The sequence below is a fragment of the Streptomyces sp. NPDC051109 genome (assembly GCF_044455885.1).
Classification (GTDB): Bacteria; Actinomycetota; Actinomycetes; order Streptomycetales; family Streptomycetaceae; genus Streptomyces.
On record NZ_JBITFF010000043.1, the window covers coordinates 1 to 22,515 of the forward strand.

The window sequence follows — 22,515 nt, forward strand, 5'->3', positions numbered from 1 at the left end:
TCCACGTCCGCGGCACGGCCGTCGACTGGACGGCGTTCTTCGCCGGTACGGGCGCCCGCCGCGTCGACCTGCCCACCTACGCCTTCCAGCGCCAGTACTTCTGGCACCTCGGCGACGACCCCGGCACTAGCCCGGGCGCCATGGGTCTCGACTCGATCGACCACCCGCTGCTCAGCGCCGTGGTGGCACTGCCCGACACCGACGGGTTCGTGTTCACCGGCCGGCTCGCGGCAGGCACCCACCGCTGGGTGGCCGATCACGACGTACTGGGCAACGTGCTGCTCCCCGGGGCCGCCTTCGTGGACCTGGCACTCGGCGTCGCCGAGCGAGTCGGCTGCGACAGCGTCGAGGAACTGACGCTGCAGGCACCGCTGGTGCTCGCCGACGAGCGTGGTGTCGCGCTCCAGGTCGCCGTCGGTGGCCCGGACGAGTCCGGTGCCCGCAACATCACCATTCACTCCCGTACCGAAGGCCTGGACGAGCCGTGGGTCCAGCACGCCGAGGGACACCTGGGGACCGGCCGGCGCCCGGCGCCCTCGTACGACTTCTCCCAGTGGCCGCCCGCCGGCGCCAAGGTCGTCGACGTCGACGGTGCGTACGAGACGCTCGTGGAGTACGGCTACAACTACGGCCCCCTGTTCCAGGGCATCCAGGCCGCCTGGCGGCGCGGTGACGAGCTGTTCGCCGAGGCCGCCCTGCCCGAGGAGGCGCCCGCCGCGTCCTTCGGGATCGACCCGGCCCTGCTGGACTCGGCCATGCACGTGATGCCGCTCGCCGGCCTGCGCGAGGACGACGAGGGCGGCCAGACCCTGCTGCCCTTCTCCTGGGGCGGCGTGACGCTCCAGGCGGTCGGCGCCAGGGCCGTACGCGTCCGTATCGCGCCGACCGGACCGCAGACGGTGACGCTGGAACTGGCCGACCCGTCCGGTGCCCCCGTGGCCCACGTGGCGGCACTCGACCTGCGCGAGGCGGCACCGGAAGCGTTCGGCGGCGGTGCGCGACGGGACTCGCTGCTACGCGTCGACTGGATCGCGGCCCCGGCCTCCGCCGTGGCGGCCGGCGGTACCATCGCCGTCCTCGGAGCACCGGAACCCGCCCTCGACGCACCGGCCTTCGCCGGGGTCGCCGAGCTGGCGGCGGCGATCGCCGACGGCACCGTCACGGCGCCGGACACCGTGATCGCCCGGATCGGCTCCGGGACCACCGCCGGGGACGACGTGCTGTCGGCCGTGCGCTCCCGGACCTTCGAGGCGCTGGAGCTGCTCCAGCAGTGGCTGGCCGACGAGGTGTTCGTCTCCTCCTCCCTGGCCCTGGTGACGTCCGGAGCCGCAACCGCGCTCGACCAGGCCCCGGTCTGGGGTCTCGTACGGGCCGCGCAGGCGGAGAACCCGGGACGGTTCGTCCTGGTCGACACCGACGGGACCGAGGCGTCCGAGCGGCTGCTGTCCGCGGCGGTCGCGACCGGCGAGCCCGAACTGGTCCTGCGCGGCGGCCAGGTGCTGCTGCCGAGGCTGGTCCGGGTGCCCGCACCCGCACCCGCGCAGACCCCGGAGGATGCCGTCTTCGGTCCCGAGGGCACGGTGCTGGTCACCGGCGGTACGGGTGGTCTGGGCGCGCTCGTGGCCCGCCACCTCGTCGCCGAGCACGGGGTACGCCACCTGCTGCTCACCAGCCGCCGCGGTCTCGATGCCCCCGGCGCCGCCGAACTGCGGGACGAACTCGCCGAACTGGGCGCCCGGGCCACCATCGCGGCCTGCGACGTCTCCGACCGCGACGGCCTCGCCGCCCTGCTCGCCGGTATCGACCCCGAACACCCGCTGCGCGGCATCGTCCACGCGGCCGGTACCGCCCACAACGGCCTGGTCTCCGCGCTCACACCGGACCAGGTGGAGGTGTCGCTGCGGCCGAAGGCGGACGCGGTCTGGCACCTGCACGAGCTGACGGCCGGCCTCGACCTCGCCGCCTTCGTGGTCTTCTCGTCCTCCGGCGGCCTGGTGATGGCGGCCGGCCAGGGCGGGTACGCCGCGGCCAACGTCTTCCTGGACGCGTTCGCCGCCCACCGCCGCTCGCTGGGCCTGCCCGCCACCTCGCTCGCCTACGGCCTTTGGGACGCGGACACCGGTCTGTCCCAGTGGCTGACCGACGCCGACCGCGAGCGCATGAAGCGCCAGGGCCTGCCCGCACTGCCCGTCGCGGACGGCCTCGCCGCGTTCGACGCGGCGCTGACCACCGAGTACGCCACGCTCGTCCCGCTGAAGGTCGACCCGCAGGGTCTGCGCGGCCGCGGTGACGGCCTGCCGGCGCTGCTGCGCGGGCTGGTGCCCGCCGTCAAGCGGCGGGCCTCGGCGGGCGGCGACGATCCGGGCGCGCTGCGCAGGCAGCTCGCCCCGCTCACCGAGGCCGAGCAGGAGCAGGTCCTCGTGGAACTCGTCCTGCGGCACGCGGCGACCGCCCTCGGCTACGCGGACGCCTCGGCCGTCGACCCGGAGCGGGATTTCCTCGAGGCGGGCTTCGACTCGCTGGCCGCGATGGAACTGCGCAACACCCTGGTCTCCGCGACCGGGCTGCGGCTGCCGCCCATGGTGGTCTTCGACAACAAGAACCCGGCCGGGCTGGCCCGGCAGCTCGTCGAGGAGCTGGCCGGCCACCTGGACGGCTCGGCTCCGGTGGCGGAGGTGTCCGCGGAGGCCGGTGGGCAGAACCGTCCGTCGGAGACGCTGACCGAGATGTTCCGCGGCGCGGTGCTCTCGGGCCAGGTCGTCCAGGGCTTCGACCTACTGCGTGCGGTGGTCGCCCTGCGGCCGCGGTTCGACACGGTCGAGGACCTCGGCCGGGTGCCGACGGGCGTGCGGCTCGCCGACGGCCCGGGCCGGATCCGCCTCATCTGCGTCAGTTCGCCGATGGCCACGGCCGGACCCCAGCAGCACGCCCGCTTCGCCGCGCCGTTCCGCGGCGTCCGCAAGGTGAGCGCACTGCCGACGCAGGGGTTCGCGGCCGGGGAGAGCCTGCCGACCGCGGTTCCCACCGTGATCGAGACCTTCGCGCGCAGCATCCTCGAGACGGCGGAGGGCGAGCCCTTCGCGCTGGTCGGCTACTCGGCCGGCGGCATCATCGCCCACGAGGTGGCGGCGTACCTGGAGCGGGAGAAGGGCGTCAAGCCGGCCGGTGTGGTGCTGCTCGACACCTACCGGGTGGACACCGACAACGGCGACTCGAACGAGCTGATGAAGCAGCTCGCGATGGCGCTGGTCGGCAAGGACTCGGAGTACGGCATGTTCGACAGCACCGTGCTGTCCGCCATGGCCTGCTACTTCGACCTCGTGCCGAAGTTCGAGCTCACCTCGGTGGAGGCGCCGGTGCTGTTCGTCGGAGCGGAGAAGCCCTTCATGCCCGACCCGAGCGGTGCGGAGCCCGAGGACGACAGCTGGGCGGCGAAGCCGTGGGAGGACCGGCACGCGCACCGGACCCTGCCGACGAACCACTTCAGCATGATCGAGCAGGACGCCCCGGCCACGGCCGGTGTCGTCGAGGAGTGGCTGACCTCGCTCGAACAGCAGCAGTAGCAGTAACCGCGGTGCGGCGGTCCCGCCGCAGCCGTATCCGTCAGGCCGGGCGGGCCGTCCGCAAGAGGGCGGCCCGCCCGGCACCCCGCGCCATCGAGAGGCAGCCGCATGCAGTCCGCCCGCATCGCCCCGTCCGCCAAGGGAGCCGTCCCCTTCGGCCCGTACAAGACCTGGTACCGGGTGACGGGAGACCTGAACTCCGGGCTCCCCGCCCTGGTCGTCGTGCACGGCGGCCCGGGCAGCACCCACGACTACCTGCTGCGGCTCGCCGAGCTGTCCGCGCACGGCTGGCCGGTCGTCCACTACGACCAGCTGGGCAACGGAGGATCCACGCACCTGCCGGAGAAGGGCGCCGACTTCTGGACGGTCGAACTCTTCCTCGCCGAGTTGAAGAACCTGGTCGAGGCCCTGGGGATCGCGGACAACCACATGGTCTTCGGCCAGTCGTGGGGCGGACTGCTGGCCGCGAAGTACGCCGCCGCCCGCCCGGCCGGCCTCAAAGGCCTCGTCATCGCCAACTCACCCGCCTCGTACCCCCTCTGGCTGGAGGAGATGGAGGTGCTGCGCGCGCAGCTGCCCGAAGGGGTGGACGAGACCCTGCGCCGGCACGAGGCGGCCGGGACGACGAACACGGACGAGTACCACGCGGCCGCGCTGCCGTTCTACGAGCGCCACGTGTGCCGTCTCAAGCCGTGGCCGCGGGACTGGCAGGCCACGTTCTACGAGCTCTTCAACGACCCGACCGTGTACTACGCGATGAACGGCCCGAGCGAGTTCCACGTGAACGGAACCCTGAAGGACTGGGGCGTGGTGGACTGCATCGCCGACATCGGCGTCCCCACGCTGGTGATCTCGGGCCGGCACGACGAGGCGACGCCGCGGACGGTGCAGCCGTTCCGGGACCTGATCCCCGACGTGCGCTGGGAGATCCTGGAGGAGTCGAGCCACGTACCGCACCTCGAGGAGCCGGCGCGATTCGACGAGATCATGCTCGACTACCTGAAGCGGGTCGGCGCCCCCGCCTGAGGCGGTCGGCTCCGGGGCAGACGAAGGGGGTGCCCGCCGCACACCGCGGCGGGCACCCCCTTCGGTCCGTTCCGCTACCGGCCGCTCAGCACCCGGTCGCGGATCAGCGAGATCACCTCGGACGCGTGGTCGTTGAGGTAGAAGTGGCCCCCCGCGTACCAGTGAAACGCCACGTCGGCCGCGGTGTGGTCGCGCCACCCCTCCGCCTCGTGCGCCGTGACCTCCGGGTCGGATTCGCCGTTGAGCACGATCACCGGGCACTCGAGCTGCGGTCCCGGCCGGTAGCGGTAGGTCTCCGCCGCCTTGTAGTCGGCCCGGATCGCCGGGAGCGCCATGCGCAGCACCTCGTCGTCGGCGAGCACCGCCGCGTCCGTGCCGCCCATGCGCTTGATGGTCGCGAGCAGCCGGTCGTCGTCGGCCAGGTGCATGAACTCCTTCTCGCGGTGGCGGGAAGGGGCGCGCCGGCCCGACGCGAACAGGGACACCAGACGCGTCCCCTCCGCCTCCAGGCGCAGTGCGACCTCGAACGCCAGCGTGGCGCCCAGGCTGTGCCCGAACAGCGCCACCGGACGGTCGCACCACGGGCGGAGCTCGGCGGCCACCACGTCCGCCATCCGCCGTACGTCGTCCACGCACGGCTCGAGCCGCCTGTCCTGACGCCCCGGGTACTGGACGGTCGCCACGTCCAGCGCCGGCGACAGCGCCCGCGACACCGGGAAGTAGTAGCTGGCGGAGCCTCCCGCGTGGGGGAAGCAGACCAGGCGGGCGGCCGCGTCGTCGGCCGGGTGGAACCGGCGCACCCACGCGCTGGTCGTGGTTGTCGCATTGGTCATGAGTGCCCCATGTCTTCGGCTTGCATCTTTTCGATTGCGGGAGTGCTGGATTTCCGTCCTGCCATTGAAAGCAAATGAGGGGGCCGGGGAGAACCCGGGCACCCCCCTGAATCCACCCCGGGATTCCGGCTCCCGGGCCGTGCCGCGATGCGCCGCACCCACCTGAGGACCCGCCCCCGCCTGCACCGATCAGGGGCAGGCGGGGCGGGGTTAGGGGTGTCCTGCGGCTTTCTCCCGCAATTACCGTGCGATGACCTCGGGCCCGAGTAGGCCCGATGCAAATCGACACCGAGCTTGGAGCGTGCAGATGTCCGCGGGCTTCGTTCCTGACGCTGATCACCTGAACGGCGACGAGGCCCGTCCCGGGGCCGTACTCGCGGGCCGGCTGGCCGGCCTGCCCGACACCGAGCAGGGCCGCCTCCTGCTCGACCTCGTGTGCGCGCAGACCCTCGACGTGCTGCGCCGCACCACCCGTCCCGACACCGAGGCGGTGACGGAGACCGCCAGGCCCTTCAAGGAGCTGGGTCTCGACTCCATCGGGCTGGTGGAGCTGCACGCCCGGATCAACGCCGCGACCGGCCTGCGCCTGCCGGTGACCGCCGCCTTCGACCACCCCAGCCCCGAACTGCTCGCCGGGCACCTGCGCGCAGAGCTGCTGGGCGCGGACGCGGGCCCCCTCGTCGTCGAGGCGCCGCTCGGCAACGACGACGAGGACCCCGTCGCCATCGTCGGCATCGGCGGCCGCTTCCCCGGCGGCCTGCGCAGCCCCGAGGAGCTGTGGGAGCTGGTCAGCGCCGGCGGGACCAGCGTCGGCCCGTTCCCGGGCGACCGCGGCTGGGACCTCGACGCCCTGTTCGACGATGACCCCGAGGCGTTCGGCACCGTCTACACGCGCGTCGGCGGATTCCTGCACGACGCCCCCGAGTTCGACGCCGAGTTCTTCGGGATCTCGCCGCGCGAGGCCCTCGCCATGGACCCCCAGCAGCGCCTGCTGCTGGAAACCGCGTGGGAGACCTTCGAGCGCTCCGGTATCGACCCCACCGGTCTGCGGGGCAGCCGCACCGGCGTCTTCGTGGGCGCCGGCGCCACCGAGTACGGCACGCGGGTCAAGCACGCCCCCGAGGCGCTGGCGGGCTACCTGATCACCGGCGGCGCCCTCAGCGTCGCCTCGGGCCGTATCGCGTACGCGCTCGGCCTCGAGGGCCCCGCGCTCACCATCGACACCGCCTGCTCCTCCTCGCTGGTCGCCCTGCACCTCGCCGTGCAGTCGCTGCGCCGAGGCGAGTGCTCGCTGGCCCTGGCCGGCGGTATCACCGTCATGAGCACCCCCGGCCTGTTCACCGAGTTCAGCAGGCAGCGCGGACTGGCCCCCGACGGTCTGACCAAGGCCTTCGCCGCCGGGGCCGACGGGACCACCTTCGCCGAGGGCGCCGGCCTGATCCTCGTCGAGCGCCTCTCCGACGCACGCCGCAACGGCCACCCCGTCCTCGCCCTGGTCCGCGGTACCGCCATCAACCAGGACGGCGCGAGCAACGGCCTGACCGCCCCCAGCGGCACCGCGCAGCAGCGGGTCGTGCTGCAGGCGCTCGCCGACGCCGGTCTCACCCCCGGTGACGTGGACGCCGTCGAGGCCCACGGCACCGGCACCACTCTGGGCGACCCCATCGAGGCGGCCTCGCTCATCGCCACCTACGGCAGGGGCCGCGACGCCGACAAGCCGCTGTGGCTCGGCTCGGTGAAGTCCAACATCGGCCACACCCAGGCCGCCGCCGGCGTCGCCGGGATCGCCAAGGTCGTCATGGCGCTGCGCCACGGCGTCCTGCCGGCGACCCTGCACGTCGACGAACCCTCCCCGAACGTCGACTGGTCGGCCGGGACCGTACGCCTGCTCACGGAGCCCGTGCCGTGGCCCGCCGACGCCGAGCGTCCCCGGCGCGCCGGTGTCTCCGGCTTCGGCATCAGCGGCACCAACGCCCACCTGATCATCGAAGAGGCGCCCCGCGAGGCCGGGCCGGAAGCGGCCGGGCAGGACGGCGCCGACCGAGGCGCCTCCGACCTGGACGCCGCCGGCCAAGATGCCTCCGAGCAGCCGCAGGTGCCCGCCCTGCTCCCCGTCTCGGGCGGCTCGGCCGCCGCCCTCGGGGCCCAGGCCGCCCGCCTCGCCGACCTCCTGACCGAGGACCCCCGCATCGACCCCGCCTCCGTCGGACACTCCCTCGGAACCACCCGGGCAGCTCTCGAACACCGCGCGGTGGTCCTCGCCGAGGACCGCGCCGCCCTCCTGGACGCCCTGCACGCTCTCGCCGGCGACGGATCCTCCCCCGACGTCCTCACCGGCACCGCCCACACCGGCCGCCTCGCCTTCCTGTTCACCGGCCAGGGCAGCCAGCGCATCGCCATGGGCGCCCGGCTGTACGACGCGTTCCCCGTCTACGCCGACGCCCTCGCCGACGCCCTCGGCCACCTCGACCTCCAGCTGGACGTATCCCTCTGGGACGTGCTGTTCGCCGAGGAGGGCTCGGCCGAGGCCGCCCTCCTCGACCAGACCCGCTACGCGCAGCCCGCGCTGTTCGCCGTCGAGGTCGCCCTCTTCCGGCTCCTGGAGTCCTGGGGCATCACGCCCGACTTCCTCGCCGGCCACTCGATCGGCGAGATCGCCGCGGCCCACGCCGCCGGAGTGCTCGACCTGCAGGACGCCGCCACCCTCGTGGCCGCAAGAGGCCGCCTCATGCAGGCCCTCCCGGCCGGCGGCGCGATGGTCGCCGTCCAGGCCACCGAGGAGGAGGTCCTGCCGCTCCTGACGGACCAGGTGGGCATCGCCGCCGTCAACGGCCCCTCGTCCGTGGTGGTCTCCGGCGACGAGGAAGCCGCGCTGGCGGTGGGCGACCACTTCGCCGCCCTGGGCCGCAAGACCAGCCGCCTCAAGGTCAGCCACGCGTTCCACTCGCCGCTGATGGAGCCGATGCTCGACGAGTTCCGCCGAGTCGCATCCGTCCTGACGTACTCCTCGCCGCGCATCCCCGTCGTCTCGACCTTGACCGGCCGCCTCGCCACGACCGCGGAACTGACCTCCCCCGAGCACTGGGTGCGCCACGTCCGCGAAGCCGTGCGGTTCGCCGACGGCATCGACTGGCTCGCCCGGGCCGGAGGTGTCCGCACGTACGTCGAGTTGGGCCCCGACGCGGTCCTCAGCGCACTCGGCCAGCACTGCCTGCCGGACCTCGCCGCCGCCGACAGCGCCTTCGTCTCCCTGCTGCGCCGCGGCAAGGACGACGTCCGCCAGACGCTGTCCGCCGTCGCCCTCGCACACGCCCGGGGCGCCGCCCTCGACTGGACGGCCTTCTACGCGGACCGCGCCACGGACCGCGTCGACCTGCCGACCTACGCCTTCCAGACCCGCCGCTACTGGCTGACCGACACCCGCGACGGTGCCGACCCGGCCGGCCTCGGCCAGCTCGACGCACAGCACCCGCTGCTGGGATCCGTCGTCGGCCTCGCCGGCGGCGACGGCACCGTACTCACCGGCCGCGTGTCCCTGCGCACCCACGGATGGCTCGCCGACCACGTCATCTCCGGCACCACGCTGCTCCCGGGAACCGCCTTCGTCGAACTCGCCGTCCGGGCCGGCGCCGAGACCGGCTGCGAGCTCCTCGAAGAGCTCATCCTCCAAGCACCCCTCGTGCTGCCCGAGACCGGCGCCACCGTCCTCCAGGTCGTCGTCGGCCCCGCCGACGCCTCGGGCCGCCGCACCGTCGGCTGCCACGCGCGGCCCGAGGACGCCGAGGGCGATGACGCCTGGGTGTGCCACGCCACCGGCACCCTCGCCCCGGCGACCGCCGCGGTCCGCGCCGACGCCCACAGCGCCCTCGCCGGCACCTGGCCCCCGGCCGACGCCCAGCCCCTCGACGTCGCCACCCTGTACACCGACATGGCCGGACAGGGCTACGGATACGGGGCCGCCTTCCACGGGGTGCGCGCCGCTTGGCGCCGCGACAACGAGGTGTTCGCCGAGATCGCGCTGCCCGAAGGCGCCCGCGCCGACGCCGCCGCCTTCGGCCTGCACCCGGCCCTTCTCGACGCCGCGCTGCACCCCGCCGACCTCGCCCTCTCCGACGGGGCCTCCGACGGCGTCCGGATCCCGTTCTCCTGGAACGGCGTCACCCTGCACGCCACTGGCGCGACCGCCGTCCGCGTCAAGATCACCTCCGAGGGCGATGAACTCGCCGTCGCCCTCGCCGACTTCGCCGGCGCGCCCGTCGCCACCGTCGACTCGCTGCTGCTGCGCTCCGTCAGCGCAGACCAGCTGGCGAGCGCCCGCCGGGACCCGCTCCTGAGCGTGCGGTGGAACCCGCTCCCGCAGGCCGCGGAGCCCCGGACCGCCGCGGACACCGCACCCGTCGCCTTCGCGGACCTGGCGCCCGACGCCCCCGTGCCCGGCTTCGTGCAGTACCGGGTCCCGCACACCCCCGACGGCGACGTCCCGGCCGCGGTCCGCGCCGTCACCGCCGACGCCTTGGACGCCGTACGCCGCTGGCTCGCCGACGAGCGCGCCGCCGACTCCCGGCTCGTCATCGTCACCCGCCGGGGCACCTGGGCCGACGGCACCACCGCGGACCTCGGCCAGGCACCCGTGTGGGGTCTGGTCCGATCCGCGGAAGCCGAGAACCCGGGCCGCTTCGTCCTCGCCGACCTCGACGGGACCGAAGCCTCCGAGTCGGCGCTGACCGCCGCCCTGGCCACCGGTGAACCCGAGTTCGCGCTCCGCGAGGGCCGCGTCCTCGTGCCGCGGCTCGCGGTCGTCCCCGAGCCCGAGGTCCCCGCCGAGCTGCCCTGGGACGAGAGCGGCACCGTCCTCGTCACGGGCGGTACCGGCGGCGCGGGCGCGGCCCTCGCCCGCAAGCTGGTCACCGAACACGGCGTCCGCCATCTCGTCCTCACCAGCCGCCGCGGGCCCGATGCCCCCGGCGCCGCCGAACTCCTCGCGGAACTGGAGGAGTCGGGCGCGGACGTCCGCATCGCCGCCGTCGACGTCGCCGACCGCGGGGCCCTGGCCGCACTCCTCGCAGCCGTCCCGGCCGAACACCCTCTGACCTGCGTGGTGCACGCCGCCGGCGTCATCGACGACGGCCTCGTCGGTTCCCTCACGGCCGAGCGCGTCGACACCGTCATGCGACCCAAGGTGGACGCCGCCTGGAACCTGCACGAACTCACCAAGGACCACGGGCTGAAGGCCTTCGTCCTCTTCTCCTCCGCCTCGACCGTCCTCGACGGCGCGGGGCAGGCCAACTACGCCGCGGCCAACCTGTTCCTCGACGCCCTCTCCGTGCGGCGCGCCGCCGAAGGCCTCGTCTCCACCTCCCTCGCCTGGGGCCTGTGGGCCGGAGACGCCGGCATGGGCGCCGGCCTCGACGAGGCGGCCCTCGCCCGCATCAAGCGGCTCGGCCTCGACTCGCTGACGTTCGACGAGAACCTGGAGCGCCTCGACAAGGCGCTGACCGCCACGGACCCGGCCGTCGTACCCGTACGCGTCGACCACCGTGCCGTCCGCGAACGCGGCGACGACATCCCGACCCTGCTGCGCGCGCTCGTGCGCCGGCCGGCGCGCAAGGCCGCCGCATCCGCCATCGCGGCCGCGCCGGGCGCCGGCTCCCCGTTCGCGGAGCAGCTCGCCGCACTCGACGAGAGCACCCGCACCGAGACCGTGCTGCGCCTGGTGCGCACCGAGGCCGCCGGCGTGCTCGGCTACGACGGCGCCGAGGACATCACCCCCCACCGGGCCTTCAACGAGACCGGCTTCGACTCGCTGGCCGCGGTGGAACTGCGCAACCGGCTCTCCGCCGCCACCGGGCTGCGCCTGAGCCCCACCCTCACCTTCGACTACCCCAACGCGGCCGCGCTCACCGAGCACCTCGTCTCGAAGCTGCGCGGGCCGGCCGCACGGCCGGCCGCCGCACCCGCGGCCGTAGTGCGTCCCGCGGACACCGACGACGACCCGATTGTCATCGTCGGCATGGCCTGCCGCTACCCGGGCGGGATCGGCTCGCCGCAGGACCTGTGGCAGTTCGTCGCCGACGGCAGCGACGCCATAGGCCCCTTCCCCACCGACCGGGGCTGGGCCGCCGACCTGTACGACCCGGAGATCGGCAAGCCCGGCAAGACGTACTCCACCGACGGCGGATTCCTGTACGACGCCGCCGAGTTCGACCCGGCGTTCTTCGGGATCAGCCCGCGCGAGGCCCAGGCCATGGACCCGCAGCAGCGCCTGCTCCTCGAAGTCGCCTGGGAGGCCTTCGAGCGTTCCGGCATCGACCCGCATTCCGTCAAGGGCAGCCGTACCGGCGTGTTCGCCGGAGTGATGTACCACGACTGGGGCCTGCGCCTGGGCCCGCTGCCCGAGGACGTCGCGGCCTACCACGGCAACGGCAGCCTCGCCAGCGTCGTCTCCGGTCGCGTGGCCTACACGCTCGGCCTCGAAGGCCCCGCGGTCAGTGTCGACACCGCCTGCTCCTCCTCGCTGGTCGCCTTGCACTGGGCCCAGCAGTCGCTGCGCCGCGGCGAGTGCACCCTGGCGCTGGCCGGCGGCGTGACCGTCATGTCGACCCCGGACACCTTCACCGACATGGCCCGCCAGCGCGGGCTCGCCGCCGACGGCCGCTGCAAGTCCTACGGCATCGGCGCCGACGGCACCGGATGGAGCGAAGGCGCGGGCCTGCTCGTCCTCGAGCGGCTCTCGGACGCCCGCCGCAACGGCCACCAGGTCCTCGCGGTGGTCAAGGGCTCCGCCGTCAACCAGGACGGTGCGAGCAACGGCCTCACCGCGCCCAACGGCCCCGCCCAGCAGCGGGTCATCGAGCAGGCGCTCGCCGACGCCGGCCTGACCGCCGCCGACGTCGACATGGTCGAGGGCCACGGCACCGGCACCCGCCTCGGCGACCCGATCGAGGCGCAGGCGCTGCTGGAGACGTACGGACAGCACCGCCCCCGGTCCGGGGAACCGCTGTGGCTCGGTTCGGTGAAGTCCAACCTCGGCCACACCCAGGCCGCCGCGGGCGTCGCGGGCATCATCAAGACGGTCATGGCGATGCGCAACGGCGTCATGCCGCACACCCTGTACGCGGACACCCCCTCCGACCAGGTCGACTGGGACGCGGGCCACGTGGAACTGCTCACCGAGGCCCGTGCCTGGACGGCGGACGGCCGCCCGCGCCGGGCCGGCGTCTCCTCGTTCGGCATCAGCGGCACCAACGCCCACGTCATCGTCGAGGAGGCGCCCGCGGGCGCACCCGCGCAGGAGCAGGACACGAACCCGCCCGGCCTCGTCCCGCTGGTCGTTTCCGGCGCCACGCCGCAGGCGCTGCGCGCCCAGGCCGACCGCCTGGCCGCCTTCCTCGACACGCTGCCCGACGACCGGCTGCCCGCCGCCGCCCGCGCCCTCGCCACCACCCGAGCGGCCCTGGAGCACCGGGCCGTGGCCGTCGGCGCCGACCGCGCCGAACTCGCCCGCTCGCTCGAGCTCCTCGGCGGCGCCGCGGCCGCCCGGGACGGCAAGACCGCTTTCCTGTTCACGGGTCAGGGTGCGCAGCGGCTGGGTATGGGCCGTGAGCTGCATGCCGCGTTCCCGGTGTTCGCGCAGGCTTTCGACGCGGTGGTGGCCGAGCTGGACCGGCACCTGGAGCGCCCGCTGTGCGAGGTGGTGTGGGGCGAGGACGCGGACGGGCTGAACCGGACCGAGTTCGCGCAGCCCGCCCTGTTCGCGCTCGAGGTCGCGTTGTTCCGGCTGGTCGAGGCCTGGGGGGTGGCCCCCGACCTGGTGGCGGGTCATTCCATCGGTGAGCTGGCCGCGGCGCACGTCGCGGGGGTGTTCTCCCTTGAGGATGCGGCGCGTCTGGTGGCGGCTCGTGGTCGTCTGATGCAGGCGCTGCCGTCCGGTGGTGCGATGGTCGCGATCCAGGCGACGGAGGAGGAAGTCCTCCCGCAGCTGGTCGATGGTGTGTCGATCGCCGCGGTGAACGGGCCGTCGTCGGTGGTGGTCTCGGGTGACGAGGCCGCTGCGCTGGCGGTCGGTGCGCACTTCGAGGCGCAGGGCCGTAAGACGAGCCGTCTGAAGGTGTCGCACGCGTTCCACTCGCCGTTGATGGACCCGATGCTGGAGGAGTTCCGCGCCGTCGCGCAGACCCTCACCTTCCGGGATCCGGAGATCCACGCGGTCTCCACCGTCACCGGTGAGCGGGCCACCGAGTGGCAGACGCCCGAGTACTGGGTCCGCCAGGTCCGCGCGGCGGTCCGCTTCGCCGACGCCGTCCGCGCCGCCGAGGGCGCCGGCGCCCGTACGTTCGTCGAACTGGGCCCCGACGCCGTCCTGACCGCACTCGGCCAGGGGTGCGCCACCCGCGAGGACACCGCGTTCGTCTCCCTGCAGCGCCGCGACCGCGACCAGCGGCGCGAGGTGCTCTCCGGCCTCGGCGCCGCATGGGCGCACGGCGTCGGCGTCGGCTGGGCCACCGTGCTCGGCGGCACCGGCGACGCCCGGGCCGAACTGCCCACGTACGCGTTCCAGCGCGAGCGGTACTGGCTGGACGTGACAGCCCCCACCGGGGACGTCGCCTCCGCGGGCCTCGACGCGGTCGACCACCCCGTGTTCACGGCGGCCGTCGAGTCCCCGCAGGACGGCTCCGTCGTCCTGACCGGCCGGCTGTCCACGGCGGCCCACACCTGGGTCGCCGACCACGAGGTCCACGGCAACGTGCTCCTCCCCGGCACCGGTTTCGTCGAACTGGCCGTACGCCTCGGCGACCAGGTCGGCTGCGACCTCCTCGAGGAACTGACGCTCGAAGCACCGCTGGTGCTGCCGCCGCACGGCGGGGCCACCCTGCGGGCCGTCGCCGGCGCCGCCGACGACACCGGCCGCCGCCCGCTGACCATCCACTCGCGCCGTGACGACGCCGCCGGACAGGCGTGGACCCGCCACGCCACCGGTTTCCTCGCCACTGGCACCGCCCGGCTCGAGGCCCCCGACCTCACCCAGTGGCCGCCGCCCGGCGCCACACCCGTCGACGTCACCGGCGCATACGAGCGGCTCAACGAGCGCGGCTACGGATACGGCCCCGCCTTCCAGGGAATGCGGGCCGCCTGGCGGCGCGGCGACGAGCTCTTCGCCGAGGTCGCTCTCCCCGAGGGCGTAAGCGCCGAAGCCGTCCGCTACGGACTGCACCCGGTCCTGCTCGACACCGCCATGCACGCCGACGTACTCGTCGACCAGGGCGAGGGCGGCACCGAGGCACTGCTGCCCTTCGCGTGGAGCGGAGTCTCGCTCCACGCCTCGGGATCGGCGGCCCTGCGCGTCTACATCCGGCGCATCCGCGGAGCCGAGGAATCGGCCCTGCTGGTCGCCGACGAGAGCGGCGCCCCGGTCCTCAGCGTGGAGTCCCTGATCTGCCGTGCCGTCTCCGCCGAGCAGCTGGAGCCCGCCGACGGCACCCCCTCCGAGGACCTGCGCCGCCTGGAGTGGACCCCGGTCCAGGCTCCGGCGCACCCGCAGCCCTCCTCGTACGAGCGGCTCGCCGAGGGCACGGCCGACGCACTGGCCGCCCTCTCCGGCCCCGCCGAACTGCCCCGTACCGTGATCGCGCCGGTCACCACCGCCGACGGCGCACTGCCGGAAGCGGTCCGCGCCACCACCAACCGGGTCCTCGGCCTGCTCCAGGCGTGGCTGGCCGACCCGCGCTCCGAGACGTCCACCCTGGTCGTGCTCACCCGGCGCGCGGTCGCCACCACCGAGGACGGGGCACCCGATCTCGCCCAGGCACCCGTGTGGGGTCTGGTCCGAGCGGCCCAGGCCGAGAACCCGGGCCGGATCGTGCTCCTCGACACCGACACCGACACCGACACCGACACCGAGGCCGACACCGACGCGGACTCGGGCCGGGACGCCGCGGTTCTCGCCGCGACCCTCGGCGAGCCCGAACTGGCCCTGCGCGAAAACCGCTTCCTCACCCCCCGGCTCGTGCCCGCCCTCGTCCCGGACACGCCGGCGCCGTGGGACACCGACGGCACCGTCCTGATCACCGGAGGCACGGGCGGCCTGGGCGCCATCGTCGCCCGCCACCTGGTGGCCGAGCAGGGGGTGCGCCACCTGGTGCTGACCAGCAGGCGCGGCGCGGACGCCCCCGGCGCCCGCGAACTGCGGGCAGAACTCGCGGGGTCCGGCGCCGATGTGCGGATCGCGGCCGTCGACGTGTCCGACCGGGACGCGCTGGCCGCGCTCCTCGCCGACATCCCCGCGGACCGTCCCCTGACCGGCATCGTGCACGCCGCCGGCGTGGTCGCGCCGGGCCTCGTCGGGGCCCTCGGCCCGGACGACATCGACGCCGTCCTGCGGCCCAAGGCGGACGCTGCCTGGCACCTGCACGAACTGACCGAGCACTCCGAGCGGATCACGGTCTTCGCGCTCTACTCCTCGGCCGGCGGCCTCGTCCTCCCCGCCGGACAGGGCAACTACGCGGCGGCCAACGTCTTCCTCGACGCCCTCGCCGCGCACCGCCGCGCCGCCGGACTCCCCGCCACCTCCCTGGCCTTCGGCCTGTGGGCCGTCAACACCGGACTCGGCGGCGACCTCACCGACGCCGACCTGGAGAAGGCGGAGCGCAGCGGCCTGCCCGCGCTGCCCACCGAGCGGGGCCTGGCCCTGTTCGACGAGGCGCTGCGCACCCGGCACGCCCTGCTCGCCCCGCTGCGGATCGTCCCCGCCGCGCTGCACGCCCGTGCGGAGGTCCCACCTCTGCTGCGCGGTACGGCACGTCCCGCCCAGCGGCGTGCGGTCGCCGGCACGGCGCAGAGCGGCGGTGACTTCGCCCGCCGCCTCGCCGGGCTGAACGCTGCCGAGCGCACGCGCACCCTGCTCGACCTGGTGGCCGGGCATGCGGCGACGGTCCTCGGACACGCCTCCGCGGACGCCGTCGGCGCCGACCGGGCGTTCAAGGAGCTCGGGTTCGACTCCCTGGCCGCCGTCGAGCTGCGCAACGCCCTCAACGCGGCCACCGGACTGCGGCTGCCCGTCACCCTGGTCTTCGACTACCCGTCCACGCGCGCCGTGGCCGAGTACATCGACGGCCAGCTCGGCGGCGCGCAGGCCAAGGAGCCGTCGGCGCAGGCCCCCGCGCCGACGGCCGTCTCCGACGACGAGCCGATCGCCATCATCGGGATCAGCTGCCGCTACCCCGGCGGGGTGCGCTCCCCCGAGGACCTGTGGGAACTGCTGGCCGAGGGCCGCGATGCCATCGGCGGCTTCCCCGCCGACCGCGGATGGGGAGACGTCTACGACCCCGAGCCCGCCACTCCCGGCAAGACGTACGCCCGCGACGGCGGATTCGTCTACGACGCCGCCGAGTTCGACCCGGCGTTCTTCGGGATCAGCCCGCGCGAGGCCCTCGCCATGGACCCCCAGCAGCGCCTGCTCCTCGAAGCCTCCTGGGAGGCCTTCGAGCGCGCCGGGATCGACGCGTCGAGCATGCGCGGCACCCAGACCGGTGTCTACGCCGGTGTGATGTACCACGACTACGGCACCCGTCTGCACAACGTCCCGGACGACATCGCCGGCTACCTCGGCAACGGCACCGCGGCCTCCATCCTCACCGGCCGCGTGGCCTACACGCTCGGTCTCGAGGGCCCCGCGGTCAGTGTCGACACCGCCTGCTCCTCGTCCCTGGTCGCCCTGCACATGGCCTGCCAGGCGCTGCGGCGGGGCGAGGTCGGCATGGCTCTCGCGGGCGGTGTCACCGTGCTGTCGACGCCCGAGGTCTTCGTCGAGTTCAGCCAGCAGTACGGGCTCTCCGCCGACGGACGCTGCCGCGCCTTCTCGGCGGCGGCGAACGGCACCGGCTGGTCCGAAGGCGTCGGCGTGCTCCTCGTGGAGCGGCTCTCCGACGCCCGGCGCCTCGGCCACGAGGTCCTCGCCGTCATCCGGGGCACCGCCATCAACCAGGACGGTGCCAGCAACGGCCTCACCGCGCCCAACGGCCCCTCCCAGCAGCGCGTCATCCAACGCGCTCTGGAGGCGTCCGGACTCACCACGGCCGACGTCGACATGGTCGAGGGCCACGGCACCGGCACCCGCCTCGGCGACCCGATCGAGGCGCAGGCGCTGCTGGCCACCTACGGCCAGGGCCGTGACGGCGACGACCCGGTGTGGCTCGGCTCCATCAAGTCCAACATCGGTCACGCCCAGGCGGCGGCGGGCGTCAGCGGCGTCATCAAGTCCGTCATGGCGATCCGCAACGGGATCATGCCGCAGACCCTGCACGTCGACCGGCCCTCGCCCGAAGTCGAATGGGACGCGGGCAGCGTCGAACTGCTCACCGAGGCCCGTGCCTGGCCCGAGCGCAGCCGTCCGCGCCGCGCCGCCGTGTCCTCGTTCGGCATCAGCGGCACCAACGCCCACCTGATCGTGGAGGAGGCGCCGGCGCCGGACCGCCCGGCCGAGCGCACGTCCACCCCGGACGCGCTGCCGCTGCTGCTGTCGGCGACCGGTCCCGAGGCCCTCGCCCGGCAGGCCGACCGGCTCCGCGCCCGGCTGCTGGCCGAGCCCGGAACCGACCTCACCGACCTGGCGTTCTCCCTCGCCACCGGCCGCGCCACGCTCGAACACCGGGCGGTCCTGGTCGCGGCCCCCGACGACCGCGACGCCGTCCTGCGGGACCTCGCCGCCCTGGCGGCGGGCGAGGAGCCCGCTGCCGGATCCCTCGGTGCGGCCGGCGGCAAGGGCCGTACGGCGTTCCTGTTCACGGGTCAGGGTGCGCAGCGGCTGGGTATGGGCCGTGAGCTGCATGCCGCGTTCCCGGTGTTCGCGCAGGCTTTCGACGCGGTGGTGGCCGAGCTGGACCGGCACCTGGAGCGCCCGCTGTGCGAGGTGGTGTGGGGCGAGGACGCGGACGGGCTGAACCGGACCGAGTTCGCGCAGCCCGCCCTGTTCGCGCTCGAGGTCGCGTTGTTCCGGCTGGTCGAGGCCTGGGGGGTGGCCCCCGACCTGGTGGCGGGTCATTCCATCGGCGAGCTGGCCGCGGCGCACGTCGCGGGGGTGTTCTCCCTTGAGGATGCGGCGCGTCTGGTGGCGGCTCGTGGTCGTCTGATGCAGGCGCTGCCGTCCGGTGGTGCGATGGTCGCGATCCAGGCGACGGAGGAGGAAGTCCTCCCGCAGCTGGTCGATGGTGTGTCGATCGCCGCGGTGAACGGGCCGTCGTCGGTGGTGGTCTCGGGTGACGAGGCCGCTGCGCTGGCGGTCGGTGCGCACTTCGAGGCGCAGGGCCGTAAGACGAGCCGTCTGAAGGTGTCGCACGCGTTCCACTCGCCGTTGATGGACCCGATGCTGGAGGAGTTCCGCGCCGTCGCGCAGACCCTCACCTTCCACGCGCCCCGGATCGCCGTCGTCTCGACCGTCACCGGCGAGAGCGCCGAGGACTGGCAGACGCCCGAGTACTGGGTCCGCCAGGTCCGCGAGGCGGTCCGCTTCACCGACGCCGTGCGGACCCTCGCCGCGCGGGGCGCCGCCCGCTTCCTGGAACTCGGGCCCGACGGCGTCCTGACCGGGCTCGCCCGGCAGATCCTCGACGGCGACGACGCCGTTCTGGTCCCGGCCGCGCGCAAGGACCGCAGCGAGCCCCGGACCCTCGTGGCGGCCCTGGGCGCGCTGCACTCCTCGGGCGAACACGTCGACTGGGAGGCGTACTTCGCCGGCACCGGCGCCCGGCGCGTCGCCCTGCCGACCTACGCCTTCGAACGCAAGCGGTACTGGCTCGACTCGCCCGCCGCCGTCACCGATGCGAGCGGCCTCGGCCAGCTCGCCGCCGGGCACGCCCTGCTCAGCGCGGTCGTCGTCTCCCCGGAGCACGACGGGGTCGTCCTCACCGGCCGCATCGCCCTCGACGCGCAGCCCTGGCTGGCCGACCACGCGGTGCACGGGTCCGTGCTGCTGCCCGGCACGGCGTACGTCGACATGGTGCTGCGCGCCGGCCGCGAGACGGGCAGCGCGCTGATCGAGGAGCTCACTCAGGAGGCGCCGCTGGAGCTGCCCGAAACGGGCGGCGTGGCCGTCCAGGTCGTCGTCGGCGCCGCCGACGCGACCGGTCGGCGCAGCGTGTCCGTCTACTCGCGCGCCGAGGAGCCGCACGGCGGGGACGCGCAGTGGATCCGCAACGCCGGCGGTGTCCTCGCCCCGCACGCGGCGCCCGCCGCACTCGATCTCGAGGCCTGGCCGCCGGCCGGTGCCCTACCCGTGGACGTGGGCGGGCTCTACGACGAGCTCGCCGCGGCCGGTCTCTCCTACGGCCCCGTCTTCCAGGGCCTGAAGGCGGCCTGGCTCCGTGCCGGCGAGCTCTTCGCCGAGATCGCCCTGCCCGAACAGGCCCAGGCCGACGCCGCGCTCTTCGGGGTGCACCCGGCCCTGCTGGACGCGGCCCTGCACGGCGACCAGATCCTGCGCAAGGGGCGCGAGGGCGCGGACCGGACCACCCTTCCCTTCGCCTGGAACGGCGTGGCCCTGCACAGCACCGGCGCCGCCATGCTGCGGATCCGCCTGACCACACCGGCACCCGACACCCTGTCCCTGCGCATCACCGACCCGACCGGAGCCCCGGTCGCCACCGTCGAACGCCTGGTCCAGCGGGAGATGTCGGCCGGGCAGCTGTCCGGCGCCGGCGGCCGAGAGGCCTGTGTGTTCCGGATCGAGTGGGAGCCGGTGACGGCCGCTCCGGCCGGCCAGGACTGCCTGGTCGTCGGGAACGGACTGCCGGGCCACCGATCCGTCACCGACCTCGCGGAGCTCGCCGAAGCCGGTGCAGTACCGCCGACGGTCCTGCTGTACGCGCCGGACCTCGTCGCCGACTCGGCGGCGGGCCCGGACGGGCAGGACACCCCCGGGCGGGCGAGGGCGGCCACCGCCCGACTCCTCGGCGCCCTCGCCGACTGGCGGGACGACCACCGCTTCGCCGAGTCGAAGCTGGTGGTGGTGACCCGCGGGGCCGTCGTCACCGACCCGGTGGGCGAAGCGGTCGACTGCGTACAGGCCCCGCTGTGGGGCGTGGTGCGTGCCGCTCAGGCCGAGAACCCCGGCTGCTTCACCGTCATCGACATCGACGGGGACGAGGAGTCCGTACGGGCGTTGCCGTCGGCCGCCGCCACCGGCGAGACCGAGCTCGCACTGCGCCACGGCAAGGCCTTCGTACCGCGCTACACGCCGGTGTCCGTCACCGGGGGCGGGGCCGCGTCCCCGTGGGACGCGGAGGGCACCGTCCTGATCACCGGAGGCACCGGTGTCCTGGGCGCCGTCCTCGCCCGCCACCTGGTGGCCGAGCAGGGGGTGCGCCACCTGGTGCTGACCAGCAGGCGCGGCGCGGACGCCCCCGGCGCCCGCGAACTGCGGGCGGAACTCGCGGAGTCGGGCGCCGATGTGCGGATCGCGGCCGTCGACGTGTCCGACCGGGACGCGCTGGCCGCGCTCCTCGCCGACATCCCCGCAGCGCACCCGCTGAAGGGCGTGGTGCACGCGGCCGGAGTCCTGGACAACGCCCTGGTCGGGGCGGTGACCCCGGAGCAGGTCGACCGGGTGCTGCGGCCCAAGGCCGACGCCGCCTGGCACCTGCACGAACTCACCCGGGACCTGGACCTGTCCGCGTTCGTCCTCTACTCGTCGGTCGGCGGCCAGGTGCTGGCCGCGGGCCAGGCCACCTACGCGGCGGCCAACGTCTTCCTCGACGCACTGGCCACGCACCGGCAGGCCGCGGGCCTGCCCGCCACCTCACTGGCCTGGGGCCTGTGGGCGGGGACGGCCGGCGAGGGCCTGGACCTCAGCGAGGCCGACCTCCAGCGGATGAGCCGCTCCGGAGTGTTCGAGCTGTCCTTCGACGAGGGCGTCGCCCTCTTCGACGAGGCGCTGCGGTCCGCCGACCCGGTGCTCGTACCGGTCCGCATCGACCGGGCGGTCCTGAGGTCGCGCACCGACGAGGTGCCCGCACTGCTGCGCGGCCTGACGGGCCACCGCCCGGGGGCCCGGAGAGACTCGGCCGTACCCGCGGCGCCCGCCGCCGCGCAGCCCGAGGGCACGGAGGTGGAGCTCAGGCTCGCCGGGATGTCGGGTGCGGAGCGTGAGCGGTATCTGGTGCAGTTGGTGCGGGGTCACGCGGCGACGGTGCTGGGTCACAGTGATGTGGCTGCGGTTCCGGGTGAGCGTGGTTTCACGGAGCTGGGGCTGGATTCGCTGGGTGCGATCGAGTTGCGCAACCGTCTGCAGAAGGCGGTGGAGGTGCGGTTGCCGGCGACGTTGATGTTCGACTACCCGAACGCGGTGTCTCTGGCGGCGTTCCTCCTGGAGGAGCTCGCACCCGGACTCGAGCGCATCGCCCGGGAGCAGGCCGGGGCCCAGGCCTCCTCCCAGGTCCACGGGACCGAGATCGAACGCAGCCTCGCCGGGATGTCGGGCGTGGAGCGTGAGCGGTATCTGGTGCAGTTGGTGCGGGGTCACGCGGCGACGGTGCTGGGTCACAGTGATGTGGCTGCGGTTCCGGGTGAGCGTGGTTTCACGGAGCTGGGGCTGGATTCGCTGGGTGCGATCGAGTTGCGCAACCGTCTGCAGAAGGCGGTGGAGGTGCGGTTGCCGGCGACGTTGATGTTCGACTACCCGAACGCGGTGTCTCTCGCGGCGTTCCTCCTGGAGGAGCTCGCACCCGGACTCGAGCCCGCTCCCGGGGCCGAAGGCGCCGACGACGAGGCCATCCGGCAGGCGCTCCGCTCCATCGAGCCGGCGGCGTTGCGCTCGTCCGGCCTGCTGGACGCGCTGCTCGAGTTGGCCGGACCCGCCCGGGCCGCCACCCCGCAGGAGGCGCCCGCCGAGACCGCCGCGGCGGACGACTCCACGGCAGCCATCCAGGACATGGACGTCGAAGCCCTGGTGCGCGCCGCCCTGGCGTCCGGGTCCTGACCGGGACGCGAACGGTGAAACGCCCCGCGGCGGTGAGGCCCAGGCCTCACCGCCGCGGGACGTCGTCGCGCAACCGGGTGCGGGTATGCCGCGGCGCCCCCGAACGCAAATGCGTTCGGGGGCGCCG

The 22,515-nt window shown here is 74.3% G+C and carries 4 protein-coding genes; 3 read left to right on the forward strand and 1 reads right to left on the reverse strand.

The features are described 5' to 3' along the window. Window positions 1-140 precede the first annotated feature (140 nt). Window positions 141-3,563, forward strand: coding sequence for a type I polyketide synthase (locus ACIBAD_RS36515; RefSeq protein ID WP_398911284.1), 3,423 nt, complete (start codon window positions 141-143; stop codon window positions 3,561-3,563). Window positions 3,564-3,671: 108 nt separating this feature from the next. Continuing rightward, entirely contained in the window at window positions 3,672-4,589 is a 918-nt protein-coding gene (locus tag ACIBAD_RS36520) for a proline iminopeptidase-family hydrolase (RefSeq protein ID WP_398911286.1), read from the forward strand. A 74-nt stretch (window positions 4,590-4,663) separates the two neighbouring features. On the opposite strand, the gene ACIBAD_RS36525 is transcribed toward ACIBAD_RS36520, so the two are convergent. Continuing rightward, on the reverse strand, window positions 4,664-5,422 hold the full coding sequence (locus tag ACIBAD_RS36525) for a thioesterase II family protein (protein WP_398911288.1): 759 nt from the start codon (window positions 5,420-5,422) through the stop codon (window positions 4,664-4,666). Window positions 5,423-5,729: 307 nt separating this feature from the next. On the opposite strand from ACIBAD_RS36525, the gene ACIBAD_RS36530 reads away from it, so the two are divergent. Then, complete coding sequence (locus tag ACIBAD_RS36530; protein ID WP_398911290.1) at window positions 5,730-22,388, forward strand: SDR family NAD(P)-dependent oxidoreductase; 16,659 nt, start codon at window positions 5,730-5,732, stop codon at window positions 22,386-22,388. The last annotated feature ends 127 nt before the right edge of the window (window positions 22,389-22,515 follow it).

Excerpts from the sequence above, each read along its gene's own strand:
- ACIBAD_RS36525 (WP_398911288.1), bottom strand. The coding sequence starts at position 5,422 with ATGACCAATGCGACAACCACGACCAGCGCGTGGGTGCGCCGGTTCCAC.
- ACIBAD_RS36530 (WP_398911290.1), top strand. The coding sequence starts at position 5,730 with ATGTCCGCGGGCTTCGTTCCTGACGCTGATCACCTGAACGGCGACGAG.
- ACIBAD_RS36515 (WP_398911284.1), top strand. The coding sequence starts at position 141 with ATGGGTCTCGACTCGATCGACCACCCGCTGCTCAGCGCCGTGGTGGCA.
- ACIBAD_RS36520 (WP_398911286.1), top strand. The coding sequence starts at position 3,672 with ATGCAGTCCGCCCGCATCGCCCCGTCCGCCAAGGGAGCCGTCCCCTTC.